General features: G+C 60.4%; 25 protein-coding genes. 10 read left to right on the top strand and 15 right to left on the bottom strand.

All coding sequences use genetic code 11. The features are described 5' to 3' along the window. Positions 1 to 2: 2 nt before the first annotated feature. Positions 3 to 1418: a glutamine synthetase family protein gene (locus tag J2X15_RS14230; RefSeq protein ID WP_310343954.1), complete on the bottom strand. Its 1416-nt coding sequence runs from the start codon at positions 1416 to 1418 to the stop codon at positions 3 to 5. A 168-nt stretch (positions 1419 to 1586) separates the two neighbouring features. On the opposite strand from J2X15_RS14230, the gene J2X15_RS14225 reads away from it, so the two are divergent. Next, complete coding sequence (locus J2X15_RS14225) at positions 1587 to 2576, top strand: helix-turn-helix domain-containing protein (RefSeq protein WP_310343952.1); 990 nt, start codon at positions 1587 to 1589, stop codon at positions 2574 to 2576. Positions 2577 to 2585: 9 nt separating this feature from the next. Here the strand turns inward: J2X15_RS14225 and chvE (J2X15_RS14220) are convergent, their stop codons facing one another. The 7 genes from chvE (J2X15_RS14220) to chvE (J2X15_RS14190) all read right to left on the bottom strand — a co-directional run bounded on the left by chvE (J2X15_RS14220) (position 2586) and on the right by chvE (J2X15_RS14190) (position 11139). Continuing rightward, entirely contained in the window at positions 2586 to 3653 is a 1068-nt protein-coding gene (gene chvE, locus J2X15_RS14220; protein ID WP_310343951.1) for a multiple monosaccharide ABC transporter substrate-binding protein, read from the bottom strand. Positions 3654 to 3671: 18 nt separating this feature from the next. Next, positions 3672 to 5114, bottom strand: a complete 1443-nt coding sequence (locus J2X15_RS14215) for an aldehyde dehydrogenase family protein (RefSeq protein WP_310343950.1) — start codon at positions 5112 to 5114, stop codon at positions 3672 to 3674. 15 nt (positions 5115 to 5129) lie between these two features. Continuing rightward, entirely contained in the window at positions 5130 to 6290 is a 1161-nt protein-coding gene (locus tag J2X15_RS14210) for a Gfo/Idh/MocA family protein (protein ID WP_310343949.1), read from the bottom strand. A gap of 15 nt (positions 6291 to 6305) precedes the next feature. Further along, positions 6306 to 7235 carry a dihydrodipicolinate synthase family protein gene (locus tag J2X15_RS14205; RefSeq protein WP_310343948.1) on the bottom strand — a complete coding sequence of 310 codons (930 nt, stop codon included), beginning with the start codon at positions 7233 to 7235 and terminating at the stop codon, positions 6306 to 6308. A 9-nt stretch (positions 7236 to 7244) separates the two neighbouring features. Then, positions 7245 to 8438, bottom strand: coding sequence for a multiple monosaccharide ABC transporter permease (mmsB, locus tag J2X15_RS14200; protein ID WP_310343946.1), 1194 nt, complete (start codon positions 8436 to 8438; stop codon positions 7245 to 7247). Between the two features lies 1 nt (position 8439). Continuing rightward, entirely contained in the window at positions 8440 to 9972 is a 1533-nt protein-coding gene (mmsA, locus tag J2X15_RS14195) for a multiple monosaccharide ABC transporter ATP-binding protein (RefSeq protein WP_310343944.1), read from the bottom strand. 90 nt (positions 9973 to 10062) lie between these two features. Further along, complete coding sequence (gene chvE / locus J2X15_RS14190) at positions 10063 to 11139, bottom strand: multiple monosaccharide ABC transporter substrate-binding protein (RefSeq protein ID WP_310343942.1); 1077 nt, start codon at positions 11137 to 11139, stop codon at positions 10063 to 10065. 149 nt (positions 11140 to 11288) lie between these two features. Here chvE (J2X15_RS14190) and J2X15_RS14185 point away from each other — a divergent pair, with 149 nt between their 5' ends. Beyond that, entirely contained in the window at positions 11289 to 12257 is a 969-nt protein-coding gene (locus J2X15_RS14185; protein ID WP_310343940.1) for a LysR family transcriptional regulator, read from the top strand. Here J2X15_RS14185 and J2X15_RS14180 read toward each other — a convergent pair. Next, entirely contained in the window at positions 12254 to 13027 is a 774-nt protein-coding gene (locus J2X15_RS14180) for an SDR family NAD(P)-dependent oxidoreductase (RefSeq protein WP_310343938.1), read from the bottom strand. The genes J2X15_RS14185 and J2X15_RS14180 overlap by 4 nt on opposite strands. 139 nt (positions 13028 to 13166) lie before the next feature. On the opposite strand from J2X15_RS14180, the gene J2X15_RS14175 reads away from it, so the two are divergent. The 3 genes from J2X15_RS14175 to J2X15_RS14165 are packed head-to-tail and all read left to right on the top strand — an operon-like array spanning position 13167 to position 17476. Further along, a complete protein-coding gene (locus tag J2X15_RS14175) occupies positions 13167 to 14891 on the top strand; it encodes an IlvD/Edd family dehydratase (protein ID WP_310343937.1) in 1725 nt (574 codons plus the stop codon). Beyond that, the gene (locus J2X15_RS14170; RefSeq protein WP_310343935.1) at positions 14891 to 15802 is read left to right on the top strand and encodes an SMP-30/gluconolactonase/LRE family protein; all 912 of its coding nucleotides are present in this window, start codon (positions 14891 to 14893) and stop codon (positions 15800 to 15802) included. Before J2X15_RS14175 ends, J2X15_RS14170 begins: the two co-directional genes overlap by 1 nt. Before the next feature lie 39 nt (positions 15803 to 15841). Continuing rightward, on the top strand, positions 15842 to 17476 hold the full coding sequence (locus tag J2X15_RS14165; protein ID WP_310343933.1) for a methyl-accepting chemotaxis protein: 1635 nt from the start codon (positions 15842 to 15844) through the stop codon (positions 17474 to 17476). Between the two features lie 114 nt (positions 17477 to 17590). Here the strand turns inward: J2X15_RS14165 and infA are convergent, their stop codons facing one another. Then, positions 17591 to 17839 (bottom strand): translation initiation factor IF-1, encoded by a 249-nt coding sequence (gene infA, locus J2X15_RS14160; RefSeq protein WP_087495722.1) that lies wholly within the window; start codon positions 17837 to 17839, stop codon positions 17591 to 17593. A gap of 25 nt (positions 17840 to 17864) precedes the next feature. Beyond that, positions 17865 to 18161, bottom strand: a complete 297-nt coding sequence (locus tag J2X15_RS14155; RefSeq protein ID WP_310343930.1) for a hypothetical protein — start codon at positions 18159 to 18161, stop codon at positions 17865 to 17867. 230 nt (positions 18162 to 18391) lie between these two features. Between J2X15_RS14155 and J2X15_RS14150 the strand changes: the two genes are divergently transcribed. Then, complete coding sequence (locus J2X15_RS14150; protein WP_310343928.1) at positions 18392 to 19108, top strand: glutamine amidotransferase-related protein; 717 nt, start codon at positions 18392 to 18394, stop codon at positions 19106 to 19108. Here J2X15_RS14150 and J2X15_RS14145 read toward each other — a convergent pair. Beyond that, positions 19105 to 19605, bottom strand: coding sequence for a HugZ family pyridoxamine 5'-phosphate oxidase (locus J2X15_RS14145; RefSeq protein WP_310343926.1), 501 nt, complete (start codon positions 19603 to 19605; stop codon positions 19105 to 19107). The two genes, J2X15_RS14150 and J2X15_RS14145, sit on opposite strands and share 4 nt — an antisense overlap. Positions 19606 to 19920: 315 nt before the next feature. Between J2X15_RS14145 and J2X15_RS14140 the strand changes: the two genes are divergently transcribed. The 3 genes from J2X15_RS14140 (at position 19921) to J2X15_RS14130 (ending at position 22387) form a co-directional block, all read left to right on the top strand. Then, complete coding sequence (locus J2X15_RS14140; RefSeq protein ID WP_310343925.1) at positions 19921 to 20394, top strand: Lrp/AsnC family transcriptional regulator; 474 nt, start codon at positions 19921 to 19923, stop codon at positions 20392 to 20394. A gap of 10 nt (positions 20395 to 20404) precedes the next feature. Continuing rightward, positions 20405 to 21160, top strand: coding sequence for an NRDE family protein (locus tag J2X15_RS14135; protein ID WP_310343923.1), 756 nt, complete (start codon positions 20405 to 20407; stop codon positions 21158 to 21160). Positions 21161 to 21232: 72 nt separating this feature from the next. Further along, complete coding sequence (locus J2X15_RS14130) at positions 21233 to 22387, top strand: metallophosphoesterase (RefSeq protein ID WP_310343921.1); 1155 nt, start codon at positions 21233 to 21235, stop codon at positions 22385 to 22387. Between the two features lie 77 nt (positions 22388 to 22464). Here J2X15_RS14130 and minE read toward each other — a convergent pair whose 3' ends face one another. From minE to minC, 3 genes are read right to left on the bottom strand one after another with little or no spacing between them, the layout of a single operon-like run. Next, positions 22465 to 22728 carry a cell division topological specificity factor MinE gene (gene minE, locus J2X15_RS14125; protein ID WP_105260189.1) on the bottom strand — a complete coding sequence of 88 codons (264 nt, stop codon included), beginning with the start codon at positions 22726 to 22728 and terminating at the stop codon, positions 22465 to 22467. A gap of 3 nt (positions 22729 to 22731) precedes the next feature. Continuing rightward, on the bottom strand, positions 22732 to 23547 hold the full coding sequence (minD, locus tag J2X15_RS14120; RefSeq protein ID WP_310343918.1) for a septum site-determining protein MinD: 816 nt from the start codon (positions 23545 to 23547) through the stop codon (positions 22732 to 22734). A gap of 38 nt (positions 23548 to 23585) precedes the next feature. Continuing rightward, complete coding sequence (gene minC, locus J2X15_RS14115) at positions 23586 to 24371, bottom strand: septum site-determining protein MinC (protein ID WP_310343916.1); 786 nt, start codon at positions 24369 to 24371, stop codon at positions 23586 to 23588. Between the two features lie 418 nt (positions 24372 to 24789). Here minC and J2X15_RS14110 point away from each other — a divergent pair, with 418 nt between their 5' ends. After that, the gene (locus J2X15_RS14110) at positions 24790 to 25737 is read left to right on the top strand and encodes an alpha/beta fold hydrolase (RefSeq protein ID WP_310343915.1); all 948 of its coding nucleotides are present in this window, start codon (positions 24790 to 24792) and stop codon (positions 25735 to 25737) included. Positions 25738 to 25742: the final 5 nt, after the last annotated feature.

Below are 25742 nucleotides of genomic sequence, written 5' to 3'. Positions count from 1 at the left end.
TGTCAGATGATTTCGAAGTAGCGTTTCATTTCCCAGTCGGTCACTGCGTCCAGCCACTGGCGCCATTCCCACTCGCGGGTGGCGGCAAAGTGGTCGACAAAGGTGTCGCCCAACCAGTCGCGTGCCACGGCGGACTGCTGGAAGTTGCGCGTGGTCTCGATCAGGGTGCGGGGTGCGCGGGGAATATGGTCGGCACCCTGGTTGGTGCCAGTGATGGGCGGGGCCGTGAGCTTTAGGCCCTTCTCCACACCGTCCAGTCCCGCCGCAATCACCGCGGCCATGGCCAGGTAGGGGTTCACATCGGCACCGGGGCAGCGTGTCTCCAGGCGCGTGGCCTTGGGGCTGCCAGCGATAACACGGAAGCTGGCCGTGCGGTTGTCCATGCCCCAGGTGGGCTTGACCGGCGCCCAGAAGCCGTCGACCAGGCGCTTGTAGCTGTTGATGGTGGGCCAGATGAGTGCGCCAAACTCCATCAGGCAATTGACTTGCCCAGCCAGGTAGCTCTCAAACACCTTGCTCATCTTGCGCGGGCTCTTCGCGTCATAGAACAGGTTGTTCTTGCCATCGCTCAGGCTTTGGTGGATGTGGCCGCTGCAGCCCGGCAGCGGCTGGTGCGGCTTGGCCATGAAGCTGGGCATGATGCCGAAGCGCGCACCAATCTCCTTGGCACCGGTCTTGAACAACACGGCGCGGTCAGCCTGCTCCAGCGCTTCCGAGAAGCCAATGGCGGCCTCGAACACACCGGGCCCTGTCTCGGTATGGAGGCCTTCGATAGGTACCTTGAATGCCAGCATGTCGTCCATGATGGCGTTGAAGAACTCGCGGTTCTGGTTGGCGCGCAAGAGCGAATAGCCAAACATGCCAGGCGTGAGCGGCGTGGCCCCCACGCCTTTTTTGTCGGCCCAGCTTTGCGGGGTTTCGAGAAAGTTGTACCACTCGAATTCCATGCCGGTCATGACCTGGAAACCCATCTTCTCGGCGCGCTTAAGCACCTTCTTCAGCGTCTGGCGCGGGCACAGCGGGTGGGGCGTGCCATCGGTATTCACAAACTCGCCCAGGAAGAAAGGCACACCGTTGTCCCACGGCACATGGCGCGCGGTGTTCAGGTCCAGCCGCGCCAGTGCGTCCGGAAAGCCATGCTGCCAGCCCGTAACCGAGGTGTTGTCGTAGCAGGTGTCCATCATGTCCCAGCCCAGCACCACATCACAGAAGCCGAAGCCACCTGCGGGGTAGGGCTCGGCAGCACCCAGGAATTTGTCGCGGTGCAGGTACTTGCCGCGCAGCACGCCGTCGATATCGGTCACAGCGACCTTGACCTTGGGCGCACCAGACTGGCGCAGAGCTGCTACGGCAGCATGCTCTTTAGGGCTTGCCGGGGGTTTGCGCACGGTTGTGGGCGCTTGCTTACGTGATGCCATCGATGCCTCTCGGTATGTCTCGTTATGGGTTGACTCTCACTTCTGCATTCATTCTGCGGAGGCATCCCTCCCGGGGCTATCCCATTTCGGCACCCAAGCAGCCGCCTCTGGGGCTTCGCGTAAACACCTAGCAAACCTGTGGCATGTTTTTTGCAAAATCTTTGGCTTATGTCCCAACATCCCATTTCGGCAATTGCGGCGCTCGCCAGCCCCCTGGCAGCGGTGCCCCATGGGTTTGCCAATGCGGTGTTTTCCGATGTGGACGAGCAGGCGGCAGCGCTGACCGGGTGGAACCAGTCGTACCTGCAGCTCTCGGGCGGTGGGTTTCATGGCGCCATCCAGCGCGTGGACCTGGGATCCGCCCGCCTCTTCATGGAGGGCCTGGGTTCCACCGTGTACCAAACCGGCTACCTGCAGCCCGGCGTGCTGGCGCTGGGCGTGCCCCTGCGCTGCGATGGCAGCAGCGTGTTTTGCGGCACAGCGTCGCACCGCGATGCGCTACATGTGTTCTCGGGCCGCTCAGGGTTTGAATTCCGCACCGGCAGCGACCACGTGATGATGGGCATCGAGCTGGAACCCGAGCTTGCCAACACGTTGTACCCCTGGGGCAATGGCGCCTTGCGGGGTCAGGAGTCGGGTTTGTTGTCCACCGACCAGCTGGCGCTGGACAGCCTGCGCCAGGTCATGCTCATGCTGTTTGAGACCGCACACACCACACCCGCCCTGTTTGAGTTGCCCGCGTTGCGAGCGGGCATGGTCGATACATTGGTGGAGAAAGTCACGGCGCTGAACATTGCGGCCTCGCCATCAGAAGCGCCGCACGATGTGCACTGGCACTTGGTGCAGCAAACGCGTGGCTTGGTGCAAAGCCAGCTGCAGCAACCGCCCACCGTGGGTGAGCTGTGCACCCACCTGGGGGTGAGCCGGCGTACCTTGCAAAACGCGTTTCAGCGCATTCTGGGCATCAGCCCCCTGGCCTACCTGCGGGCCATCCGTTTGGGCGCGGTGCGTCAGGCCTTGAAGACTGCACCCTCGGTGACCGATGCGGCCACCGACCTGGGTTTTTGGCACTTTGGCCACTTCGCCAAGGACTACCAGGCCATGTTTGGCGAGCTGCCCTCGCAAACCCACAAGCGCTACGCCCCACCGCTGCAATAGCAGGCGTGCTCAGCGGAACTGGTCGGCCTTGTAGTAGCCCGAGTTGACCAGCGCAGCGCGCCAGTTGGTCACGTCCACGATCATGGGTTTGAGCAGGAAGGAGGGCACGACCTTTTGCCCGTTGTTGTAGGTCTTCTCGTCGTTGATGACGGGCTTTTTGCCCGACAGGATGGCGTCCACCATGGTGGTGACGACCTGGGCCAGTTCGCGGTTGTCCTTGAAGACCGTGGAGGTCTGTTCACCACGAATAATGGAACGCACGGACGGCATCTCAGCGTCCTGCCCCGTGATCACGGGCAGGGGTTGGCCACCCTGGCCGTAGTTGGCCTTCTTCATGGCAGTGAGCAGTTCCATGCTGATGCCGTCATAAGGCGAGAGCAGGGCATCCAGCCGCTGCTTGCTGTAGTGCTTGTCGAGAATCTGCGTCAGGCGCGCACGCGCCACTGAACCGCTCCAGCGCAAGGTGGACACCTTGTCCATGCCCATCTGGCCCGAACCCACCACGAGCTTGCCTTTGTCGATATACGGCTTGAGCACCGACATGGCACCGTCGTAGAAGAAGAAGGCGTTGTTGTCGTCGGCAGAGCCGCCAAACAACTCGATGTTGAAGGGGCCCTTGCCTTTGTCCAGCCCCAGGTGCTCAACGATGTACGTACCCTGCAACACGCCCACCTGGAAGTTGTCGAAGGTGGCGTAGTAATCCACGTTGGGTGTGTCGCGAATCAGGCGGTCATAGGCAATGACCTTGATCTTGCGCTCTGCGGCTTTCTGCAGCACGGGGGCCAGCTTGCTGCCATCGATCGCGCCGATGATCAGCACCTTCATGTCGGGGCTCTTGAGCATCTCCTCTGTCTGCGCAATCTGGGTCGCGATGTCGTCGTTCGCGTACTTCAGGTCTGGGCGATAACCCAGTTTGTCCAGGGCACGCACCATGGCGAGTCCGTCCACCACCCAACGCTGGGAAGTAACCGTGGGCATGAGAATGCCCACGCCACCCTTGCTGTCGTTTTGTGCCTGGGCCCACGGCAAGGACACCAACAACACAGTACTGAGAAAGATTCGTCGAATGGTGCGCATGGTGGGAGCCCAGAAGGTTTATGCCAGGGTGTAGGCTGTCTTCACGGTAGTGAAGAATTCAGCCGCGTATTTACCTTGTTCGCGCGAGCCGTAGCTGGAGCCCTTGCGGCCCCCAAACGGCACATGGTAGTCCACCCCCGCAGTGGGCAAGTTGACCATCACCATGCCGGCTTGCGAATGGCGTTTGAAGTGGGTGGCGTACTTGAGCGAGGTGGTGGCAATGCCGGCCGACAAACCAAACGGCGTGTCATTGGCCACGGCCAGAGCCTCGTCGTAGTCCTTCACGCGGATCACGCTGGCCACGGGGCCAAAGATTTCTTCGCGGTTGATGCGCATAGCGGCGGTGCTGTCCACCAGCAGGGCCGGGGCCATGTAGAAGCCGTCGGTGGCACGCACCAGGCGCTCACCACCGGCCAGCAGCGTGGCGCCTTCGGCCTTGCCGATTTCCACATACGACAAATCTTGCTCCAGCTGCGCTTGCGAGGACACGGGGCCAATGTCGATACCGGCTTCCAGGGCGTCGCCCACCTTGATGGCGGCCATGCGCTTTTGCATGGCGTCGATGAAGGCGGGATAGATCTTGTCCGTCACGATGAGGCGGCTGGACGCGGTGCAGCGCTGGCCGGTGGAGTAGAACGCGCTCTGCACGCTGAGCTCGACGGCCACATTGAGGTCGGCATCGTCCAGCACGACTTGTGGGTTCTTGCCGCCCATCTCGAGCTGCACCTTCTTCATGTGACCAGCGCAAGCCGCAGCAATGCGCTGGCCCACGCCCACGGAACCGGTAAAGCTGACGGCGGTGATGCCGGGGTGGTTGACCAGCGCATCACCGATCACACGGCCGGAACCCATGACCAGGTTAAACACGCCAGCGGGAATGCCGCTGCGGTGGATGATGTCGGCCAGTGCCCAGGCACAGCCAGGTACCAGGTCGGCAGGCTTGATCACCACGCAGTTGCCGTAGGCCAATGCCGGGGCGATCTTCCAGGCGGGGATGGCGATGGGGAAGTTCCAGGGGGTGATCAGACCGATCACGCCCAGGGGCTCGCGCGTGACTTCCACCCCAATGCCAGGGCGCACGGAAGGCAGGGTCTCACCGGCCAGGCGCAGGCATTCGCCAGCGAAGAACTTGAAGATGTTGCCAGCACGGGCCGCTTCGCCAATACCCTCCGCGCGGGTCTTGCCCTCCTCGCGAGCCAACAGCGTGCCCAGCTCGTCCTTGCGTGCCAGGATTTCATTGCCGATCTTGTCCAGAGCATCGGCACGCGCCTGAATGCCACCGGTGGACCAGGCGGGAAAGGCTTTTTGCGCAGCGGCGACGGCCGTGTTGAGCTGGGCCAAGTCCGCCTGGGCGTACTCGCCCACCACGTCTGCAAGGTTGGAGGGGTTGAGGTTGGGGGCGTAAGTGGCCGAAGCCACCCATTCGCCGTTGATCAGGTTGTTGTGTTGGGAAGTAGTCATGGTGATGTCCAAAAGTTAGAGGGACGTCCAGGCACCTTGCTGGTGGCTGGAGGCCACGGCAGCGGCCACAAAGCGGATGCCCTGCAGGCCGTCGGTGGCATTGGGAAAATGGAGCGACAACGGGTCCGCCGTTTGGCCGGAGCGGCGTGCGGCAATGGCATCCGCCGCATCGGTGTAGAGATTGGCAAAGGCTTCATGGAAACCCTCGGGATGACCCGCCACGATGCGCGAGGCGCGTGCCGATAGGGGCAGGGTGCCGGGGCCATTGGGGGTGCGCACCTGGGCCGGAGCATCAAGCGGCTTGAACTGCAGCACCTGCGGGTGCTCCTGGTGCCACTCCAAGCTACCCAGCGAGCCACTCACGCGGATACGCAGACCGTTCTCGACGCCGGCTGCCGCCTGGGTAACCCAGAAGCTACCTCGCGCACCATTGCTCATGCGCAGCATGGCGCCCGCATAGTCGTGGGTGATGCGGTCGGGCACGATGCTGCCCACCTCGGCAGCCACCTGGGCCACTTCGAGGCCAGTGATGAAGCGCAGCAGGTTGTGCGCATGGGTGCCAATGTCGCCCAGCACCAGCGAAGGGCCACCGCGCGCGGGGTCTTCTTTCCAGGCCTTGCGACCAGGGCCGGACTTCGCGCGACCGCCCTGCACGTACTCCACCTGCACCAGGCGAATCTCGCCCAGCTGCCCCCCCATCACCATGGCCTTGGCCTGGCGCACCATGGGGTAGCCGGTGTAGTTATGGGTCAGGCAAAACACCAAGCCGGTGGCCTGCACGCGTGCGTGCAACGCTTCGGCCTCGGGCAGGGTGTTGGTCATGGGCTTGTCGCAAATCACGTCCAACCCGCGCTCCAGCGCCTGCATGGCGAACTGGTAGTGGCTGTCGTTGGGCGTCATGATGGCCACTACCTCAGCCCCATCTGGGCGCTGGGCTTCGGCATCAATGAGGTCCTGGCCGCTGGGGTAGCAGCGGTCTTGCGCCACACCGATGCCTTGGCCGGTGATGCGCGAGCGCTCGGGGTCCGATGACAACGCCGCCGCTACCAGTTCATAGCGATCATCCAGGCGCGCAGCCTGGCGGTGCATGGCGCCAATGAAGGAGCCCGGACCACCACCAATGACGGCTAGCCGCAGACGGCGCCCCAGGAGCTTGAAGACGGTGTTGTCGGACATGCGTGCTTCCTTGGCTTACTTGCCCCAACGAAGGACCAGGGGGTCCAGGCGTTTGGCGGTTTCAATGAGACCGGACCGGGTATCAGGGTGCATGGGCGGAAAGGGGTGGCGGCCCGCTTCGCAGGCAATGACGCCACCTTCTTTCATCAAGGCTTTGGCGGTCAAGATGCCGCCCTGGCGGTTTTCATAGTTGATGAGAGGCAGCCATTGCTGGTACAGCGCCACGGCCTCTTCACGGCGGCCCGCGGCATAAGCGTCGACGATCTTGCGGATGCCATCGGGAAAGCCCCCACCGGTCATGGCGCCGGTGGCGCCTGCATCCAGGTCGGGCAGCAGCGTAATGGCTTCTTCACCATCCCAAGGGCCTTCGATGGCGGCGCCACCGATGCGGATCAGCTCGCGCAGCTTGGAAGCCGCACCGGGCGTTTCGATCTTGAAGTAGGAGACCTGTTTGATTTCCTGCGCCATGCGGACGAGGAATGGTACGGACAGGGGTGTACCGCTGACCGGTGCGTCCTGAATCATGATGGGGATGTTCAATGCATCCGACAGGCGCGCGAAATACTCGTAAATCTGCGCTTCTGGCACCCGAAATGTGGCGCCATGGTAAGGCGGCATGACCATGACCATAGAGGCGCCCCACTGCTGCGCCTGCACGCTGCGCGCGATGGTGACATCGGTGCTGAAGTGGGTGGTGGTCACGATGACGGGCACTCGGCCCTTGACGTGCTCCAGAATGGTCTTGGTCAGGGTCTCGCGCTCAGCATCCGACAGGACAAACTGCTCAGAGAAGTTGGCCAAGATGCACAGACCTGTGGAGCCCGCGTCGATCATGAAATCGACGCAGCGTTTTTGGCTCTCCAGATCCAGGGCGCCGGCTTGAGAGAACGTCGTAGGGACGACCGGAAACACGCCCTTGTAGCGGGCGGAAGCAACTGCGCTCATGAAATTTCCTTACTTGTTTTTGTTGTAGACGTCGAAGCAGACGGCGGCCAACAGCACCAAGCCCTTGATGACCTGCTGGTAGTCGATGCCAATGCCCATGATGGACATGCCGTTGTTCATTACGCCCATGATGAAAGCACCAATCACCGCACCCAGAACCTTGCCCACACCACCGGAGGCCGAAGCGCCACCAATGAAACAGGCTGCAATCACGTCCAGTTCAAAACCCAGACCCGCTTTGGGAGTCGCGGTGTTCAGGCGGGCCGCAAAGATCAAACCGGCCAGCGCAGCAAGCACGCCCATGTTGATAAAGGTGTAAAAGGTCAGGCGTTCCGTGCGGATACCCGACAGGCGTGCTGCTTTTTCGTTGCCACCCAAGGCGTAAATGCGGCGACCGATGGTGGTCTTGGAGGCGACAAAGTCATACACCAGCATCAGCAGCAGCATGACCACGAGCACGTTGGGCAGGCCTCTGTACGAAGACAGCAGGTAGCTGAACGCGGCGATCATGCCGACGAAAATCAGGTTGGTCACCGCAAAGAAGGCGACGGGCTCGTTTTCCATGCCGTGCTTGGCACGGTCTGCGCGGCCGCGGATTTTCATCACCAGCATGACCAGGGCAATCAGCAGGCCAATCACCAGCGACGCCACACGCAGGGTCTCACCCGCAAACGGATCTGGGATGAAGCCCGTGCTCAGCAACTGGAACTCGGGTGGGAAGGGGCCCACAGAGGCACCTTGCAACACTGCCAGCGCCAAGCCCTTGAAGACCAGCATGCCAGCCAAGGTCACGATGAACGATGGGATTTTGTAAAACGCCACCCAGTAGCCTTGGGCCGCACCGATGACACCGCCCAAAATCAGGCAGACGATGGCCGCGGGCACATAGTGCCAGTGGTATTCCACCATCAGCACCGCCGCTACCGCACCGACAAAACCACAGACCGAGCCGACCGAGAGGTCGATGTGGCCAGCCACGATGACCAGCAGCATGCCCAGCGCCATCACGATGATGTAGCTGTTTTGCAGAATCAGGTTGGTCAGGTTCAGCGGCTGGAACAAGGTGCCTTCGGTTTGCACCTGAAAGAACACCATGATGATGACCAGCGACATCAGCAGGCCGTACTCGCGCAGATTACTTTTCAGAAAAGCCATACCACTGCCGGTTTTGGAGGCTGTCACTTCCGGGGTTGGGGTTGCCATATCAATTCACTCCTGATGTCACGATAGATCGCATAATTTTTTCCTGGGTGGCTTCGGCAGCGGGAAACTCCGCCACAAACGCACCCTCGTTCAGCACACAGATTCGGTCGCACATGCCCAGCAATTCGGGCATCTCGCTCGAAATCATGAGCACGCATTTCCCCTCCGCCGCCAGCTGGGCAATGATGGTGTAAATCTCGTACTTGGCTCCCACGTCGATACCGCGGGTGGGCTCATCGAGGATGAGCACATCCGGTTCCGAAAACAGCCACTTGCTCAGTACCACTTTTTGCTGGTTGCCGCCGGACAGGTTGACGGTACGGGCAAACACGTTGGGGCTGCGGATATTGAGTTTTTTGCGGAAGTCCTGTGCCACACCGAATTCGCGGCCTTCGTTCACTACGGTGTTTTTGGACACGGCGGAGAGGTTGGCCAGCGTGGTGTTCCAGGCGATGGTTTCTTCCAGCACTAGGCCGTAGCCCTTGCGGTCTTCGGTTACATAGGCAATGCCATGGTCGATGGCTTTTTGGACGGTGCTAGTGTCGACCTCTTTGCCATGCAAAAAGACCTTGCCGCTGATGTTCTGGCCATAAGTACGGCCAAAGATGCTCATCGCCAGCTCGGTGCGGCCCGCACCCATCAGCCCGGCAATGCCCACGATTTCACCGCGCTTGACGTGCAGGTTGACGCCCTTGACAACCTTGCGCTCTGGGTGGATGGCGTGGTGCACGGTCCAGTCTTTGACCTCAAACACTTTTTCGCCCACGTTGGGGGTGCGCTTGGGGTAGCGGTCTGCCATCTCACGGCCCACCATGTGGCGAATGATCAGGTCTTCGCTGACGGCTTCGGCACGGCAGTCCAACGACGCCACGGTGGCACCGTCGCGCAGCACCGTGATGGCATCGGCCACTTTGGAAATTTCGTTGAGTTTGTGGGAAATCAAGATGCAGGCAATGCCATGGTTCTTGAGCTCCAGCAACAGCTCCAGCAGGGCGTCACTGTCTTTCTCGTTCAGGCTGGCGGTGGGCTCGTCCAGGATCAGCAGCTTGACTTCCTTGGACAGGGCCTTGGCAATTTCAATCAACTGCTGTTTGCCCACACCCAGATTAGTGATCAGGGTGTTGGGAGACTCCTTGAGCCCCACTTTAGTCAGCAAGGCCTGGGTTTTGACGTAGGAGGTATTCCAGTCAATCACGCCGGCTGTGGCCTGCTCGTTGCCCAGAAAAATGTTTTCGGTGATGGATAGCAGCGGCACCAGGGCCAGCTCTTGGTGAATGATGATGATGCCCACGGACTCACTGTCGTGAATGCCCCTGAACTTGCACTCTTGTCCCTTGTAGCGAATTTCGCCTTCGTAATCTCCGTGGGGGTACACACCACTGAGTACTTTCATCAAAGTGGACTTGCCCGCACCGTTCTCGCCGACGATGGCATGGATCTGACCCGGCAAGACCGTCAGATTGACGTTGCTGAGGGCGGTCACTCCGTGGAATGACTTCTTCATCCCACGCATTTCTAAAATTGGTTCGGCCATGGTGCCTCAACGATCGTTCTTGTGAACCCGAAAGAATGGAAAAAGCCCTGTGCTTTGGGGGCACAGGGCCTCTTCAGCGCATAACGAAGATTACTTCAGTTGCTCTTCTTTGATGTAGCCGCTGCCAACCAAGACTTGCTTGTAGTTGGACAAATCGACAGCCACAGGCTTCAACAGGTAAGAAGGAACGACCTTGACCTTGTTGTTGTAGGTCTTGGTATCGTTGATTTCAGGTGCCTTGCCACCCATCACGGCGTCAACCATGTTGGCAGTCACTTTGGCCAGCTCGCGGGTGTCCTTGAAGATGGTGGAGTACTGTTCCTTGCGGATGATGGACTTCACGGAAGGGACTTCAGCGTCTTGACCGCTCACGAAAGGCATGGGTTGCGCGGCAGTGCCGTAGCCCACGCCCTTGAGTGCGGACAGGATACCGATGGAGATACCGTCATAGGGAGACAGCACTGCGTTCAGCTTGTCCTTGCCGTAGTAGGCGCTCAACAAGTTTTCCATACGGGCCTGGGCCACTTGGCCGTCCCAACGCAGGGTTGCCACCTTTTGCATGCCGGTTTGCTTGGAGCGAACCACCAGCTTGCCAGACTTGATGTAGGGGTCCAGAACGGACATGGCTCCGTCATAGAAGAAGAAAGCGTTGTTGTCGTCAGCAGAACCACCAAACAGTTCGATGTTGAAAGGACCCTTGCCTTCTTTCAATCCCAAACCGTGTTCCAGCGATTGCGCTTGCAACACGCCCACTTGGAAGTTGTCGAACGTAGCGTAGTAATCCACGTTCTTGGAGCCCACGATCAGGCGGTCATAGGAGATGACCTTGATGCCCTTGTCCGCGGCTTTTTGCAACACGTTGGTCAGGGTGGTGCCGTCGATGGCAGCAATCACCAAGACCTTGGCACCCTTGGTGATCATGTTTTCGATCTGGGCCAACTGGTTGGGGATGTCGTCTTCTGCGAATTGCAGATCGGCCTTGTAGCCCTTGGCAGCCAAAGCGGCCACCATGCTGTTGCCATCGCTGATCCAGCGGGTAGAGCTCTTGGTAGGCATAGCCACGCCAACCAGACCTTTGTCTTGGGCGTTGGCCACGGTGCTGCCAAAGGCCAGGCCGAGGGCCAGACTGGCGACCAGCGCCTTCAGAGTCGTTCTACGTGCATTCATGGGTTGTCTCCTGTTTAATGAACTTCAATCACACTAAGGTCTTTGCCGGTGTCGGCGCAGGCTTTGAATGATAAGGACGTGAGCGATTAATTTCTAATATAGTTTGTTACGAATTTGATATTCAATTACGGATTGGTAATAACCCTAACATGACTAACTACACCCATTGGTTTCTCCGCGCAAGGCTGAAAACCCGACAACTTCTGTTGTTGGTCGCACTATCGGAAGAGGGCAACATCCACCGGGCGGCCCAAGTGCTCAACATGACGCAGCCCGCGGCATCCAAATTGCTCAAAGACCTGGAGGATGTGCTGGGGGTATCGTTGTTTGAGCGCTTACCCCGAGGGATGCGGCCCACCTGGTACGGCGACACCATGATCCGCCACGCCCGTGCAGCCCTGGCCAGCCTGAACCAGGCGCATGAGGAGTTGCAGGCCGCCAAGAACGGGCAATTCGGTCAGGTCAACCTGGGGTCCATCACCGCGCCAGGCCTGGCACTGCTGCCACCCACGGTGGCCGCAGTGAAGCAGGCCCATCCCAACCTGCACATCACCATCCAGATCGAACCTAGCAACGTGCTGATCGAGCGGCTGAACCGCGGCACGCTAGACATTTTGGTGGGGCGCCTGTCACCCGAGCACGACAAGGCAGCGCTGCGCTACGAGGAGGTCAGCGACGAGCCCATTTGCGCCGTGGCACGCCCAGGTCACCCATTGCTGACCGCGATCAAACCCAGCCTGGAGGATGTGTTCCAGTATGGCTGGATCGTGCCCCCGAATGGCAGCATGTTGCGCCATCGCTTTGATTTGATGATCCAGGAATTGGGCTTGCAGCAGCCTTCCAACAGCGTGGAGACCAGCGCCATGCTGTTCATCAGCAAGATGATGCAGCAGAGCGACATGGTGAGCGTGATGGCCGTGGATGTGGCGCGGTATTACTCCAACCACGGGCTGATGTCGATCCTGCCTGTGGCACTGCCCTGTGAACTGGAGCCCTTCGGGTTCATCACCCGTCGGGACCGCCTGCTCTCGCCGGCAGGCGAGGTGGTGCTGCGCGCCCTGAAGGCCTCCGCCATGACGGTTTACGGCAGAGAGTTTGCCGCGACCGGACCTGCTTAGGACCAGCCAGCATCCACCTTGAACTCTTGGGCGGTGCACATGGCGCCGTCGTCAGAGGCCAGGAATAGCACCATGCGGGCCACGTCCGAGGGCTTGAGCTTGTCGGGCAGGCACTGGTTGCGCTGGATGTCGGCCTCACCGGCCGCGTCCAGCCACATGGCAATCTGGCGCTCGGTCATCACCCAACCCGGCGACACGGTGTTGATGCGGATGCGGTCAGCACCCAGGCTGTCGGCCAGGCCCCGGGTCAGGCCGTTCACGGACGACTTGGCCACGGCGTAGCAGGGATAGCCACTGCCCTTGGTCTGCCAACCGGTGGAACCCAGGTTGATCACCGCACCACCGCCCAGACGGCGCATGCTGGGTGCAATCGCCTGGATGGCAAAGAACGCGGGCCGTTGGTTGACGGCCATGCGCTCATCCCAGTACTCGGGGGTGACCGACTCCAGGGTGTGGCGGTCGTCACGGGCCACGTTGTTGACCAAGGTGGAAATGTCCCCCAGCTCGGTCTGCGCCTGGGCAATGGCCTGCTGCAGTGCGGCAACGTCGCGCACATCGCAGGTTTGCCACCAGACGATGCCGCCCCGTGCTCTCAGTTGCTCCGCCAAGGCTGCGCTTTCCTGCGCCGCCACGTCGACAAACGCCACCCGAGCGCCTTGCTCAACAAATGCGCTGACCATGGCCGCGCCAATTCCAGTCCCTCCCCCTGTGATGAACACGTTTTTGCCACGCAAACTAAGGTACTGGGCCAACTGTGAAACGACCGACATGCTTTTTCCTTATAAAGATTGCAAATTGGATATATGAATCGCTACTAAATTCATTTTCTATTATCACTGTGCATGGTTACCATGCCTGTTGTCAAGAACCGGAGGCCCTCCTCCACCCAAAAAAACGAGGCACACATTCATGGATTCCCCCAAACCCCCCTTCCGCCGCAGCCAAGCCTGGTTCGGCCGCCAAGACCGTGACGGTTTTGTTCACCGCAGCTGGCTCAAAAACCAGGGTTACCCACATGATCTGCTGGACGGGCGTCCGGTCATCGGCATCTGCAACACCTGGAGCGAACTGACGCCCTGCAACGGCCACTTCCGTGAGTTGGCCGAATTTGTCAAACGCGGTGTGTACGAAGCCGGTGGCTTTCCGCTCGAATTTCCCGTCATGTCGCTGGGCGAAACCCAGCTGCGCCCCACCGCCATGCTGTTCCGCAACCTCGCATCAATGGATGTGGAAGAGAGCATCCGTGGTAACCCGATCGACGGCGTTGTGCTGCTCATGGGCTGCGACAAAACCACGCCATCCTTGATGATGGGTGCGGCCAGCTGTGACCTGCCCACCATCGGCCTGTCCGGCGGCCCCATGCTCAACGGCAAGTTCCGTGGCAAGGATGTAGGTTCCGGCACCGGCGTCTGGCAAATGTCCGAAATGGTGCGCGCAGGTGAGATGACCATGCAAGAGTTTTCGTCCTGCGAAAGCGATATGCACCGTTCCACCGGCACCTGTATGACCATGGGTACCGCCTCCACCATGGCCAGCATGGTCGAAGCCCTGGGCATCTCCCTGCCCGAAAACGCCGCCATTCCTGCCGCGGACACACGCCGCAAGCGCCTGGCCCAGCTCACCGGTCGCCGCATCGTGGAAATGGTCAAGCAAGACATTAAGATGTCGCAAATCCTGACGCGCAAGGCCTTCGAGAACGCCATCCGCACCAATGCTGCCATTGGTGGCTCCACCAACGCGGTGATCCACCTCTTGGCCATTGCTGGCCGCCTGGGTGTGGAACTGAAGCTGGAAGACTTTGACACACTGGGTTCGGAAGTGAACAACATCCTGAACCTGCAACCCTCGGGCAAGTACCTGATGGAAGACTTCTGCTACGCCGGCGGCCTGCCCGCGGTGATGCGTGAAATTCTGCCTTTGCTGCACAGCGACTGCCTGACGGTGAACGGCAAGACCATCCAGGAGAACGTGGAAAACGCCCCTTGCTACAACCGCGACGTGATCAAGACCGTAGCCGAGCCCTTCATGCCCGCTGCCGGTATTGCGGTGGTGCGTGGCAATCTGGCACCCAATGGCGCGGTGATCAAGCCCTCGGCTGCCTCCAAACACCTGCTGCAACACCGTGGCCCAGCCGTGGTGTTCGAGTCGATCGAAGACTTCCACTCCCGCATTGACGACCCGGATCTGGACATCGACGAAAACAGCGTCATGGTGCTGAAGAACTGTGGCCCACGCGGCTACCCCGGTATGGCCGAAGTAGGCAACATGCCCCTGCCACCCAAGGTGCTGCAAAAGGGCATTACCGACATGGTTCGCATCTCCGATGCCCGCATGAGCGGCACTGCCTATGGCACTACCGTGCTGCACACCAGCCCGGAAGCCGCCGCCGGTGGCCCTCTGGCCGTGGTGCAAAACGGTGACATCATTGAACTCAATGTGCCCGAGCGCAAGCTGCACTTGGAAGTCTCGGACGAAGAACTGGCACGCCGCCTGGCAGCCTGGCAAGCGCCCGAGAAGCCCAAGCGCGGCTGGTACAAGCTGTACGTGGAGACTGTGCAGCAGGCCCACCTGGGCGCCGACCTCGACTTTTTGGTCGGTGGCAGTGGGGCTGGGGTGCCGCGCGACTCCCACTGATGCCCGCATTGGCCATGGCACTGCCCGTGGTGCGGGGGGAGGCGCGTAGCGTCTGGACGGCCCAAGCCCTGTTGGGCGAAGGCACCGTCTGGTCGGTGCGCGAGCAAGCCCTGTATTGGGTGGACATCCTGGGTCACCAGTTGCACCGCTTCTGTCCCACCCACAAGGTGCGGGACAGCTGGAAGTTTTCAGAAGAAATCACCGCGGTTGCCGAGCGCGCAACGGGCCCCGGCTTGTTGGTTGCGCTGCGACGTGATTTAGCGTTTTTTGATACTGACACCGGGCGCCTGGAGCGCCTGCACCAGCCAGAACCCGCCCAACCGGGCAACCGCTTTAACGACGGCAAGTGCGACGCGCAAGGCCGCTTTTGGGTCGGCACCATGGACATGGCGTGCCGGGCTCCGAGCGGCGCCTGGTACCGCTACATGGGCGGCTCCCAGTGCAACCGCATGCTGACGGGCGTTAGTGTCACCAATGGGCCTACCTGGTCGCTGGACCAGCGCACGCTGTTTGCCAACGACACCGTGCGCGGACGCGTCATGGCCTACCCGTTTGACCCTGTCGCGGGAACACTCGGCACCGGTACCGTCTGGTTGCAAATGGGGCCGGACGATGGGCTCCCCGATGGCATGACCACCGACGCCGCGGGGCGCATCTGGATCGCCCACTGGGGCGGTGCTTGCGTCACCTGCCATGATCCAGACACCGCGTTGGAGCTGCTGCGCATCCCATTGCCCGCCAGCCAGATCACCAACTGCGCGTTTGGCGGCAAGGACTTGAAAACCCTGTTCATTTCCAGCGCTTGCACCGGCCTGAGCGAGCCACAATTGCTGCAGCAACCGTTGGCAGGTGCACTATTTTCCGTGGAGGTCAACAGCCCCGGATTGCCAGCGCATTTGTTTGCGGGTTAAATGAAGTTGCCTTATTAAAACAAGCGAGGAGCGCGGGCTATGGAATTCAAGAATCTGAAGATATCAACACGCCTGATCAGCGCGATGGGTTTGTTAACGGCATTGCTCGTGGGTGTCGTGGTCGTTGCCATCCTGCAGATGCAGGCCATGCGCGGCAACACGCAGCAAATCACCGGAGACTGGCTACCCAGCATTGAGCTCGTTGGCAGCCTGAAATCCGGCATAGCCGACCTGAGGGCTCTAGAGAGCCAGCACGTGCTGAATACCGATGAGACGGCCATGGACCGCATCGATAAGGTCATGGTGACTGCACTAGCCGCGATTGAAGTGGTGCGGGGCGACTATGGCAAGCAGATTGACACCGCCGAAGAAAAAACGCTCTACGCAACCTTCGAGGAAGACTGGAAGAAATACCTCGCGCAGCATGCACAGTTGGTGGACATGTCCACCAAACGCGAGAAATTCCCCGCTCGCAAATTGCTTGAGGGTGAGGCCAAGGTCACCTATGACAGCCTGAACGCCTCCGTCAAAAAACTCACCGACCTGAACCACGAAGGCGCGCTCACCGCGAGCAACAACACCGACAACAGCTTCACCACGGCGCGCAGCGTCATGCTGGTGGCACTGGTGGTAGCGGTGATTGCCGCGGCCGCGGCCGCGCTGTGGCTGATCCGATCCATCACCAGCCCCATCAATACCGTGGTGGACGTGGCCAGCCGGATTGCTGAGGGCGATCTGTCCCAGTCCATTCACGTGCACTCCACGAATGAAACCGGGCAGCTGTTAATGGCCCTGAAGCGCATGCAGACCAACCTGGCCAGCGTGGTCGGCCAGGTGCGCCAAGGCTCCGAATCCGTCGCCACCGCCAGCGCCGAAATCGCCCAGGGCAACCACGACCTCTCTGCCCGCACCGAACAACAAGCCAGCGCCCTGGAAGAGACAGCCGCCTCCATGGAAGAACTGGGCTCCACCGTCAAACAAAACGCCGACTCCGCCCGCCAGGCCAATCAGCTGGCCATGAACGCCTCTACCGTAGCTATCCAGGGTGGAGAAGTCGTAGGCCAAGTCGTTGAAACCATGAAAGGCATCAACGAATCCAGCCGAAAGATCGCCGACATCATCAGCGTCATTGACGGAATCGCCTTCCAGACCAACATCCTGGCCCTGAACGCTGCTGTGGAGGCCGCCCGGGCCGGAGAACAGGGAAGAGGCTTTGCCGTCGTCGCCTCTGAAGTCCGGTCTCTGGCCGGAAGATCCGCAGAAGCCGCCAAAGAAATCAAAACCCTGATTGGTACCAGCGTAGAGCGGGTGGAACAGGGAACGGCGTTGGTGGACAAGGCTGGAACCACCATGACAGAGGTCGTGACCAGCATCAAACGGGTGACCGACATCATGGGAGAAATCTCGGCCGCCAGCTCTGAGCAGAGTAGTGGCGTAGCCCAAGTAGGAGAAGCCGTCTCCTCCATGGACCAGACTACGCAGCAGAATGCGGCGCTGGTGGAGGAGATGGCAGCAGCGGCCAGTAGCCTGAAGTCTCAGGCGCAGGACCTGGTGCAGGTGGTCGCGGTGTTTAAGTTGGGGCAGGGCGGCGATGCCGGAGATCAGCCAGAGGCCCCGATGTACCAGGCCACAGAACTGGCCCACCGACAGTCGTTGCAGCTGGGTCGTCACTGATCCAGTATTTTTAGGGCGCTAGCCCGCGTAAACGCTGCGCTGGCAGCTACGATTTTGGTAGCAAATAGAAACGCAAAACGGGGGCATAGCCCCCGTTTTTTTGTCCACCTCGCTTTAGCGGCGAGGAGTCATCGGGCCGCGGCCTTCGATGTGGCGGAAATTGATGCGGCCCTTGGACAGATCGTAGGGCGACAATTCCAGCGATACGCGGTCACCCGCTAGGATGCGGATGTGGTTTTTGCGCATTTTGCCGGCGGAGTAGGCAATCAGTTGGTGACCGTTGTCCAGCGTCACGCGAAAACGGGTGTCAGGCAACACTTCGTTGACAACGCCCATCATTTCAATCAGATCTTCTTTGGCCATGGTGGTTTCCTTTGGGGGATACAGTTTACTGGGGGCGGGTGGTAGCGTGCACCCAGTGAATACCTTGTGCAATGGCGTAGCTGGCCGCTGCGTCGGGGGTCGAAAAGTCGTCGGTAAAGCTCAAAACTCGGTCGGTCGAGGCGCTGCCTCGGCCGCTGGCGATAGAAACTTGTGCACCAAAACGGCCACTGATAAGCGGCTTGGGGCACGCGGCAATGCGGTATTTGCCGATGGTGACTGGTGTCGAAGGAACAATATTGTTGTGGTTATGAATCATTAAAAATACAAACGCACTGGCCGCGGCAGAGGCTGACGTGCTCAAAAGGAAAAACTGCGGTGCCGTGGGAAGGCGGGTTGCAGATCGCTGCGAAATGGCCGGAATCGGCGGCCCCACTGCCGGGGGCGGATGTGTTGCGGCATGCACACCAGAACACGGCCGATCGCCAAAAAGCGACTCCCTAATGTAGCACGGACGAGAAAAACACGGGTAACTTTGCCACGCAAGACCCTACTGGCTGTCGTTTTATGGCCGAAACTGCGAAAATTGGGGCCATGAAGATCTGCATTCTGGACAACGACACGATTGACCCCGCGTTGGTACCCACCTACGGCAACTACGCTGCGATGATGGAGCGCGTGTTGCGCGACGCCGGCGCCACCCACTGGGCCATGGAGCGCTTCAGCACCCCTGAATTCCAGTACCCCGACTCTTTTGACAGCTACGACGCCGTGCTGCTGACCGGCAGCAAAGCAGATTCTTTCTCGGACGAGCCTTGGGTGGTGGAGTTGCGCCGCCGGGTCACCGCATTGCTAGACACCGACACCAAGCTGCTGGGCGTGTGCTTTGGCCACCAGCTGATTGCCCTGTGCATGGGTGCCAAGGTGGGCCGTGCCCCTCAGGGCTGGGTAACCGGGCGCAACACCTATACCTGGCACGCCTCTGATATGGCCGCCAGCGACAACCGTGACAGTTTTGCCCTCTTGGCCAGCCACCAGGACCAGGTGCTGGAGCTGCCGCCCGGTGCCACGCTGCTGGCCAGCAGCGATCGCTGCCCGATTTCCGCCTATGCCCGGGGCCAGGAGGTGCTGTGCATCCAGCCCCACCCCGAGTTTGTGAAGGACTACAGCGCCCACCTGCTGCACAAGCGCCGCCATGTGCTGGGCGACGAACATTTCAGCGCCAGCCTGCAAAGCCTGGAGCAGGACCACGAAGGCATCGACTTTGCCAAAGTGATGGTCGCCTTTGTCGAAGGCCGCGCCAGCGTCTAAGCCAGGGAACGCAGTACCTGCTGCAGGTCCGCCTCGTCCAACGTGCGGGCCGCGCCAAAGCCCGCTACCTGGCGGGCAGCGTGGATGGTAATCCCCACAAACCGGAAATCACCCAGCTGCGTCATGGGTTCGGCCTCGGGAAACCGCGCCAGATAGGCTGCCCGGCCCGAAGCCCAAGCGGCTTCCCGCGGTTCCAGCACCGCAGCCACGCCCTCCAAGCTGACGCGGGGCAGGGCGTGCACAGGTTCTCCATCCACCTCCGCTTGCATGATGAGTACCGACACTTGGGGCGTGCGCAGCAGGTTGCCCGTGTGGGGCGCCAGCCCGCTAACGTGCAGCACGAGGTGCCCCGTGTCGTGATCCACCGCAAACGGCACCATGGAGACAAAAGGCAGACCTTGGGCATCCAATGTGGCCAGGGCCGCCACGCGCTGGCGGGCCAGCAGCTGGCGCAAGGCCTGGGTCAAACGAGGTTCATGGGGGAATTCGTGGGGCATGGCCACCATGCTAACTGATATACCAAAAAGGCCGCTAGCCCCCGCGGAATGTGCGCAAGCAGCTATTAATTTAGTAGCGTTTTGGGGGTGAAACAACGCCCCGGGCGGTGAATTCGCCCGGGGTGGGGTTTTGCAATACGGGCCCTTATGGGGCCAGGCTGCGCAACGTTGGCGGGTGGCCGGTGCTGCTTGGGGCTGTGGGTAACAGAGGACTCCAGTGTAGGTTGGTCACGCCAGCAGATAATTGCGTTATTGCGCTCATATGCGGAATGTTTGGCATACTCTGCTTATATTGATATGAAATAGGGCAGAAGTATGAAATTGGATCGCTATGACCAGCAAATCCTCGAAGTTTTGCAAACCGACGGTCGCATCAACAACCAGGACCTGGCCGACCGCATCGGCCTGTCGCCCTCGCCCTGCCTGCGTCGCGTGCGGGCATTGGAGGAGTCCGGCCTGATTGTGGGCTACCGCGCGCTGCTGGATGCCAAGAAGCTGGGGTTGTCGCTGATGGCGCTGGTACACATCTCCATGGACCGCCACACGCCCGAGCGCTTTGCCAACTTTGAGGCCAGCGTGGCCGTGCTGCCCGAGGTGCTGGAGTGCCTGCTGATCACCGGGCAAGACGCGGACTACCAGATCAAGGTGGCGGTGCGCGACATGGACCACTACCAGGCGCTACTGCTTAACAAACTCACGCGTATTGAAGGTGTGACCGGCGTGCACAGCAGCTTTGTGCTGCGCCGCGTGGTGGACAGGACCGCACTGTCCGTCACTTCCGCCCCCTGAGCACCAAGCCATGTGCCTGATCGCCTGGAACTGGCAGCCCGGCAGCGCCACGCCGCTGCTGCTGTTGGGTAACCGCGACGAGTTTTACGCCCGCCCGGCGGAGCCGCTGCACCACTGGCCAGACGCACCCATCCTGGCGGGGCGCGACCTGCAAGCGGGTGGTACCTGGCTGGGTGTGGGCCCCGGCGGCCGCGTAGCGGCCCTGACCAACTACCGCAGTGCGACACCTGTGCGCGCAGATGCGCCTTCGCGCGGGGCGCTGGTCGCCGACTTTTTGCAAAGCCCGCTCAGCGCCCAGGCCTATCTGCAAGCCTTGCAACCCGAAGCCAGCACTTACAACCCCTTCAACCTGCTGGTGTTTGACGGCCAGACCCTGCTGGGCCTGGAAAGCCGCGGCGCCCGCATCGTGGCACTGCAGCCCGGCCTGGGGGCCGTGTCCAATGCCGACTTCCTCACCCCTTGGCCCAAACTACGCCAGCTGACTGCCCGCTTGGCGGCTTGTGTGACGCGGGGTGACACCAGCGATGAACACCTGTGGCCCCTGCTGCAGTCGCGCGCACTGGCGGCAGACGCGGAACTGCCACATACCGGTGTGCCGCTGGAACTGGAGCGGGCCCTGTCCGCGGTTTTTATCGCCACTCCGGGGTACGGAACCCGAGCTTGCAGCGTGGTGCGAGTGAACGCCGACAAAACGCACTTCAGCGAGCAGCGCTTTGGTGCAAACGGCGCCGCAGGCCACAGCAGCCTAACCCACCCCAGCCCTTGAACCCCAGGATTCACGCACCATCTACCAAGCTTTCCACTCTGCCGCCGTCCTTCACGCGACGCGGCGCGCACCATGGCTTTTGCCCCGGTTACCCTGATTTCCCTCTTGTTCCACGGGCTGATTGCCTGGCGCTTGCTGCCTGACCTGCCCTCCGGCGCCGCCCCGTTGCTGGGAGGTGTATTGCTGGTATCCGCCCTGCTGGTACCACGCGGCCTGATGGGCCGTGGTGCCAAGCGTGGCCCGTGGAGTACCGCCATGGTGTGGATTGGGCTGCTGTGCATGGGCCTGTTTTCCTCGCTGCTGGTGCTCACGCTGTTGCGCGATGTGCTGTTGTTAGGCGCTTGGGCCACACAAGCCGTGGGATGGAAGCTGGATATGGCGGTGCTGCGTCACACCAGTGCAGAAGCCGTCCCCTTGCTCGCTTTGCTAATGACGGTTTTGGGTTTCTGGAACGCCCGCCGCACCGCGGCCGTGGTGCGCGTGGATGTGCCCATTGCCAATCTGCCACAGGCCCTGCATGGCTTCACCATGGTGCAGATCAGCGACATCCATGTAGGTCCGACGATCAAGACGCACTACCTGCAGCGCATCGTGGACCGGGTGAATAGCCTGGGTGCACACATGGTGGCTATCACGGGTGACCTGGTGGATGGCAGCGTGAAGGAGTTGGGCCAGCACATTGCGCCACTGGCCAAGCTGCAATCCACCCACGGCACCTTCTTTGTGACGGGCAACCACGAGTACTACTCGGGTGCACACAGCTGGATTGACGCGTTGCGTGCATTGGGTGTGCAAGTGCTGATGAACGAGCATGTGGTGATTCACCATGGCAACGACACGCAAGACCCGGAACGGGCCATGGTGGTGGTGGCGGGTGTGGCCGACTACAGCGCCCACCACTTTGACGAGAGCCACCGCAGCGACCCGCATGCGGCGATGGCGCAGGCGCCTGAGCAGGCCTTGTTCAAGCTGCTACTGGCACACCAGCCGCGCAGCGCGGCGGTGGCGGAGCAGGCGGGCTTCGATTTACAACTATCAGGCCATACCCATGGTGGGCAGTTCTGGCCTTGGGGCTACTTTGTGCGCTTTCAGCAGCCGTTCACCGCGGGCTTGCACAAGCTGGGCGGGCTATGGGTCTATACCAGCCGGGGCACGGGCTACTGGGGCCCACCCAAGCGCTTTGGCGCCCCGTCGGAAATCACGCTTTTGCGCCTGATGCCAGCATGATTAAAAGCCAAATAGGCCTCTAGCCCCCGTAGATATTGCGCCAGCAGCTATCAATACCGTAGCGAACTACCGCTGCTTCAGCGGGCGTCCGGCAGCTCGATCTTGACTTCCAGCGTCTCCAGATTGTCCTGGCGGCCCTGGATGACCTTGATGTCGGCGGGATTGATCTTCACGTATTTGCTGATCACCGCCACCAGCTCGCGCTGGAGTTCGGGCAGGTAGTCGGGTTCGGACGCATTGCGACCAGAACGTTCGTGGGCCAGAAGAATGGACAGGCGTTCCTTGGCAACACTGGCCGTGGTTTTCTTTTCACCCAGAAAAAAAGACAGAAGGGAGGCCATGGTTTATTTCCCTCCGAACAGGCGCTTGAGCAGGCCTTGCTTGGGTGCTTCGGTGAAGCGCATGGGTTTGTCAGTGCCAAGGAAGCGGTCAATCACGTCCTTGTAAGCCTCGGACACGTCGCTACCCTGCATGTGCACGGCAGGCACACCCTGGTTGGACGCCTGCAGCACCGATTCGCTTTCAGGGATCACGCCAATGAGTTTGATGCGCAGGATGTCCTGAATGTCTTCCAGCGACAGCATCTGCCCTTGGTCCACCCGGGCGGGGTTGTAGCGCGTAATCAGCAGGTGTTCCTTGATGGGGTCACCCCCGCTCATCGCACGCTTGGTCTTGCTGGCCAGCATGCCCAGGATGCGGTCGGAATCGCGCACGCTGGAGACTTCGGGGTTGGTCACCACCAAGGCTTCGTCAGCAAAGTGCATGGCCATGAGCGCACCGGTTTCAATGCCGGCGGGGGAGTCGCAGACGATGAATTCAAAGTCCATGGCGCTCAGGTCGTTCAGTACCTTTTCCACACCCTCTTGGGTCAGGGCATCCTTGTCACGCGTTTGCGAGGCAGCCAGCACGTAGAGGTTGTCACACTGCTTGTCCTTGATGAGGGCTTGGTTCAGATTGGCCTCACCCTGGATCACATTGATCAGGTCGTACACCACACGGCGTTCGCAACCCATGATCAGGTCCAGGTTGCGCAAGCCCACGTCAAAGTCGATCACGGCCGTCTTGTGGCCGCGCAGGGCCAGACCGGTTGCAAAACTGGCACTGGTGGTCGTCTTGCCCACACCACCTTTGCCGGAGGTAACCACAATGATTTTTGCCATGCGTGAAATGTCTTTCGAAATTAAAAATCAAACCCGAATCAGGCCTTGAGCGGCTCTACGAGCAGCTTTTCCTGGCCATCGGTACTCAGTCGCACTTGGGCGGCCTTGCCCTGCACATCCTTGGGCAAGGGATTTTCGCTGGTGCGGTAGACACCGGCGATGGAAATCAATTCTGGCTCTAGGCAGAGCGAAAAAATGCGCGCGTTGGTGTTGCCACGCGCACCTGCCATGGCCTTGCCACGCAGGGGTGCGTAGACGTGAATATTGCCATCGGCCACCACCTCGGCACCCTGGTTGACCATGGCCAACACGACCAGATCGGCATTGCGCGCATAGACCTTTTGGCCGGAACGCAAGGGCTTGTCGATCACCATGGTGGCGGGACCGGGCACTTCGCGCACCACCTCTTTGACCACTTCCTGCACCACAGTTTTAGTGGGTGCCACGGCGTCTACCGTCTTGCTGCGCACGATCTCTACCGGGGCTTCCACCAGTCCGACCGCCAGTGCTGCCGCCATCCATTCCGGGCTAGCGCCCCGCACGGCTACAGGTACCAGGTTGCAGGTGCGTAGCACCTTGAGCAAGGGCACCATGTCTTGCACCGGGGTATCCACCGGCAGATGCGAAAAATCGATGACCAGGGCGTCATGGTCGAAAAAGTCTGCGCTGTCGCTTTCACTGCCAAATTGCGCGGTGAGTTCCTCGGCCAAGAGCGTCCAGTCAGAAGTTTTGAGCAACAAGGCCACCAACGGGAGCTGGGCGCTTTTGATTTCAAAACTTGCAGGGCTGTTGCCTGGGGCGGAACCCGCAGAAGAAACTGGCATGGAGGAAATGTGCAAAGGGCGGTTGTGTGAAGCGGGCAAATCTTACTTGATGGATGGTCCCAAACACGGACTTGGCGATGGCTTCTTTGCAGATGTACACATCTTTTTTTATTGTTCTAAAAAAGTGGAACAACGAAGGGAAGTTGCGCGCCTTGCTATTTACTTAAGTTACTTATTTAAAGATAGTAGTAGTAGATAAGGGGAGCCCTTGGGTGTGGACAAGCCTCTTTTGTTGAACAGAATCAAAGACTTAGACAACCTTAACCATTGTGGGTGACTGTGCTTTGGTTTTGCTTCGTGAAATGGGATAACTTTGGGTTTTGGCATCCGCCTGTGGATAACTACTGACTTATGCGAAATCTATGCACAGGTTTATTCTTTGACACGGTGGGGGTGGAGACAGGTAGAGTTCAGCCCCATGAAACTTGCTGTCCGTATTTTGGGTGTGTCGCTGATCGCGATGCTGGTGTTTGTGTTCGCGGGTGTCATTGCCACTTGGGCACCAGACCGTTCGGTGGCGCAATTGTCGGCTCGGTGGGCCCGGGCACCGTCACAGTTTGTGTCGGTAGCGGGCATGCAGGTGCATTTGCGTGACGAAGGGCCGCGCAATGACCCTAACCCCATCGTGTTGCTGCATGGCACGGCGGCCAGCCTGCACACCTGGGACGGCTGGGCACAGAACCTGACTGCCACACGGCGTGTGATTCGCTTTGATTTGCCAGCCTTTGGTTTGACTGGGCCGCATCCGCAGAACGACTATTCGATGGCCGCCTATGTGCAGTTTGTGCAACAGGTGTTGGACAGCCTCGGTCTGCAGCACGTGGTGCTGGGCGGCAATTCCCTAGGTGGGCAGATCGCCTGGGAGTTTGCTTTGGCCCAACCCCTGCGGGTGACGCAGCTGATTTTGGTGGACGCAGGCGGCTATCCCATGCAATCGCAATCGGTGCCGCTCGGGTTTCGGCTCGCACGCGCTCCTGTCTTGGGAAGCCTCATGGAATACACGCTGCCGCGTGGTGTGATCCAGAGCAGCGTGCGCAATGTTTATGGTGACCCTGCCAAGGTGACGGCGGAGTTGGTAGACCGCTATTACGAGCTGACGCTGCGGGCGGGCAACCGTGCGGCACTGGTCCAGCGCTTCGGGCAAATGCGCTGGGACCATGTGGAACAGATTAAAACCTTGAAGTTGCCCACCTTGATCCTTTGGGGCGCGCAGGACAGACTGATTCCGTTGGACAATGGCAGGCACTTTGCAGCCGATATTGCGGGTGCACACTTGGTGGTTTTTGAGCAGCTGGGGCATGTGCCCCAGGAAGAGGATGCCCAAAGCACGGTACACGCGGTCAAAGAGTTCCTGAAAATTACCTGAAACGG

The sequence above is a fragment of the Rhodoferax saidenbachensis genome, assembly GCF_031457975.1.
Classification (GTDB): Bacteria; Pseudomonadota; Gammaproteobacteria; order Burkholderiales; family Burkholderiaceae_C; genus Allorhodoferax; species Allorhodoferax saidenbachensis_A.
Note: the sequence above shows the minus strand (reverse complement) of the source record. Positions and strands in the feature narration are given on the sequence as shown.

Coding starts and splice junctions, on each gene's coding strand:
- J2X15_RS14185 (WP_310343940.1), top strand. CDS start 11,289: ATGACTAACTACACCCATTGGTTTCTCCGCGCAAGGCTGAAAACCCGA.
- mmsA (WP_310343944.1), bottom strand. CDS start 9,972: ATGGCCGAACCAATTTTAGAAATGCGTGGGATGAAGAAGTCATTCCAC.
- J2X15_RS14130 (WP_310343921.1), top strand. CDS start 21,233: ATGGCTTTTGCCCCGGTTACCCTGATTTCCCTCTTGTTCCACGGGCTG.
- J2X15_RS14145 (WP_310343926.1), bottom strand. CDS start 19,605: ATGCCCCACGAATTCCCCCATGAACCTCGTTTGACCCAGGCCTTGCGC.
- minD (WP_310343918.1), bottom strand. CDS start 23,547: ATGGCAAAAATCATTGTGGTTACCTCCGGCAAAGGTGGTGTGGGCAAG.
- minE (WP_105260189.1), bottom strand. CDS start 22,728: ATGGCCTCCCTTCTGTCTTTTTTTCTGGGTGAAAAGAAAACCACGGCC.
- J2X15_RS14230 (WP_310343954.1), bottom strand. CDS start 1,418: ATGGCATCACGTAAGCAAGCGCCCACAACCGTGCGCAAACCCCCGGCA.
- J2X15_RS14165 (WP_310343933.1), top strand. CDS start 15,842: ATGGAATTCAAGAATCTGAAGATATCAACACGCCTGATCAGCGCGATG.
- mmsB (WP_310343946.1), bottom strand. CDS start 8,438: ATGGCAACCCCAACCCCGGAAGTGACAGCCTCCAAAACCGGCAGTGGT.
- minC (WP_310343916.1), bottom strand. CDS start 24,371: ATGCCAGTTTCTTCTGCGGGTTCCGCCCCAGGCAACAGCCCTGCAAGT.
- chvE (WP_310343942.1), bottom strand. CDS start 11,139: ATGAATGCACGTAGAACGACTCTGAAGGCGCTGGTCGCCAGTCTGGCC.
- J2X15_RS14175 (WP_310343937.1), top strand. CDS start 13,167: ATGGATTCCCCCAAACCCCCCTTCCGCCGCAGCCAAGCCTGGTTCGGC.
- J2X15_RS14150 (WP_310343928.1), top strand. CDS start 18,392: ATGAAGATCTGCATTCTGGACAACGACACGATTGACCCCGCGTTGGTA.
- infA (WP_087495722.1), bottom strand. CDS start 17,839: ATGGCCAAAGAAGATCTGATTGAAATGATGGGCGTTGTCAACGAAGTG.
- J2X15_RS14135 (WP_310343923.1), top strand. CDS start 20,405: ATGTGCCTGATCGCCTGGAACTGGCAGCCCGGCAGCGCCACGCCGCTG.
- J2X15_RS14225 (WP_310343952.1), top strand. CDS start 1,587: ATGTCCCAACATCCCATTTCGGCAATTGCGGCGCTCGCCAGCCCCCTG.
- J2X15_RS14205 (WP_310343948.1), bottom strand. CDS start 7,235: ATGAGCGCAGTTGCTTCCGCCCGCTACAAGGGCGTGTTTCCGGTCGTC.
- J2X15_RS14180 (WP_310343938.1), bottom strand. CDS start 13,027: ATGTCGGTCGTTTCACAGTTGGCCCAGTACCTTAGTTTGCGTGGCAAA.
- J2X15_RS14170 (WP_310343935.1), top strand. CDS start 14,891: ATGCCCGCATTGGCCATGGCACTGCCCGTGGTGCGGGGGGAGGCGCGT.
- J2X15_RS14110 (WP_310343915.1), top strand. CDS start 24,790: ATGAAACTTGCTGTCCGTATTTTGGGTGTGTCGCTGATCGCGATGCTG.
- J2X15_RS14215 (WP_310343950.1), bottom strand. CDS start 5,114: ATGACTACTTCCCAACACAACAACCTGATCAACGGCGAATGGGTGGCT.
- J2X15_RS14140 (WP_310343925.1), top strand. CDS start 19,921: ATGAAATTGGATCGCTATGACCAGCAAATCCTCGAAGTTTTGCAAACC.
- chvE (WP_310343951.1), bottom strand. CDS start 3,653: ATGCGCACCATTCGACGAATCTTTCTCAGTACTGTGTTGTTGGTGTCC.
- J2X15_RS14210 (WP_310343949.1), bottom strand. CDS start 6,290: ATGTCCGACAACACCGTCTTCAAGCTCCTGGGGCGCCGTCTGCGGCTA.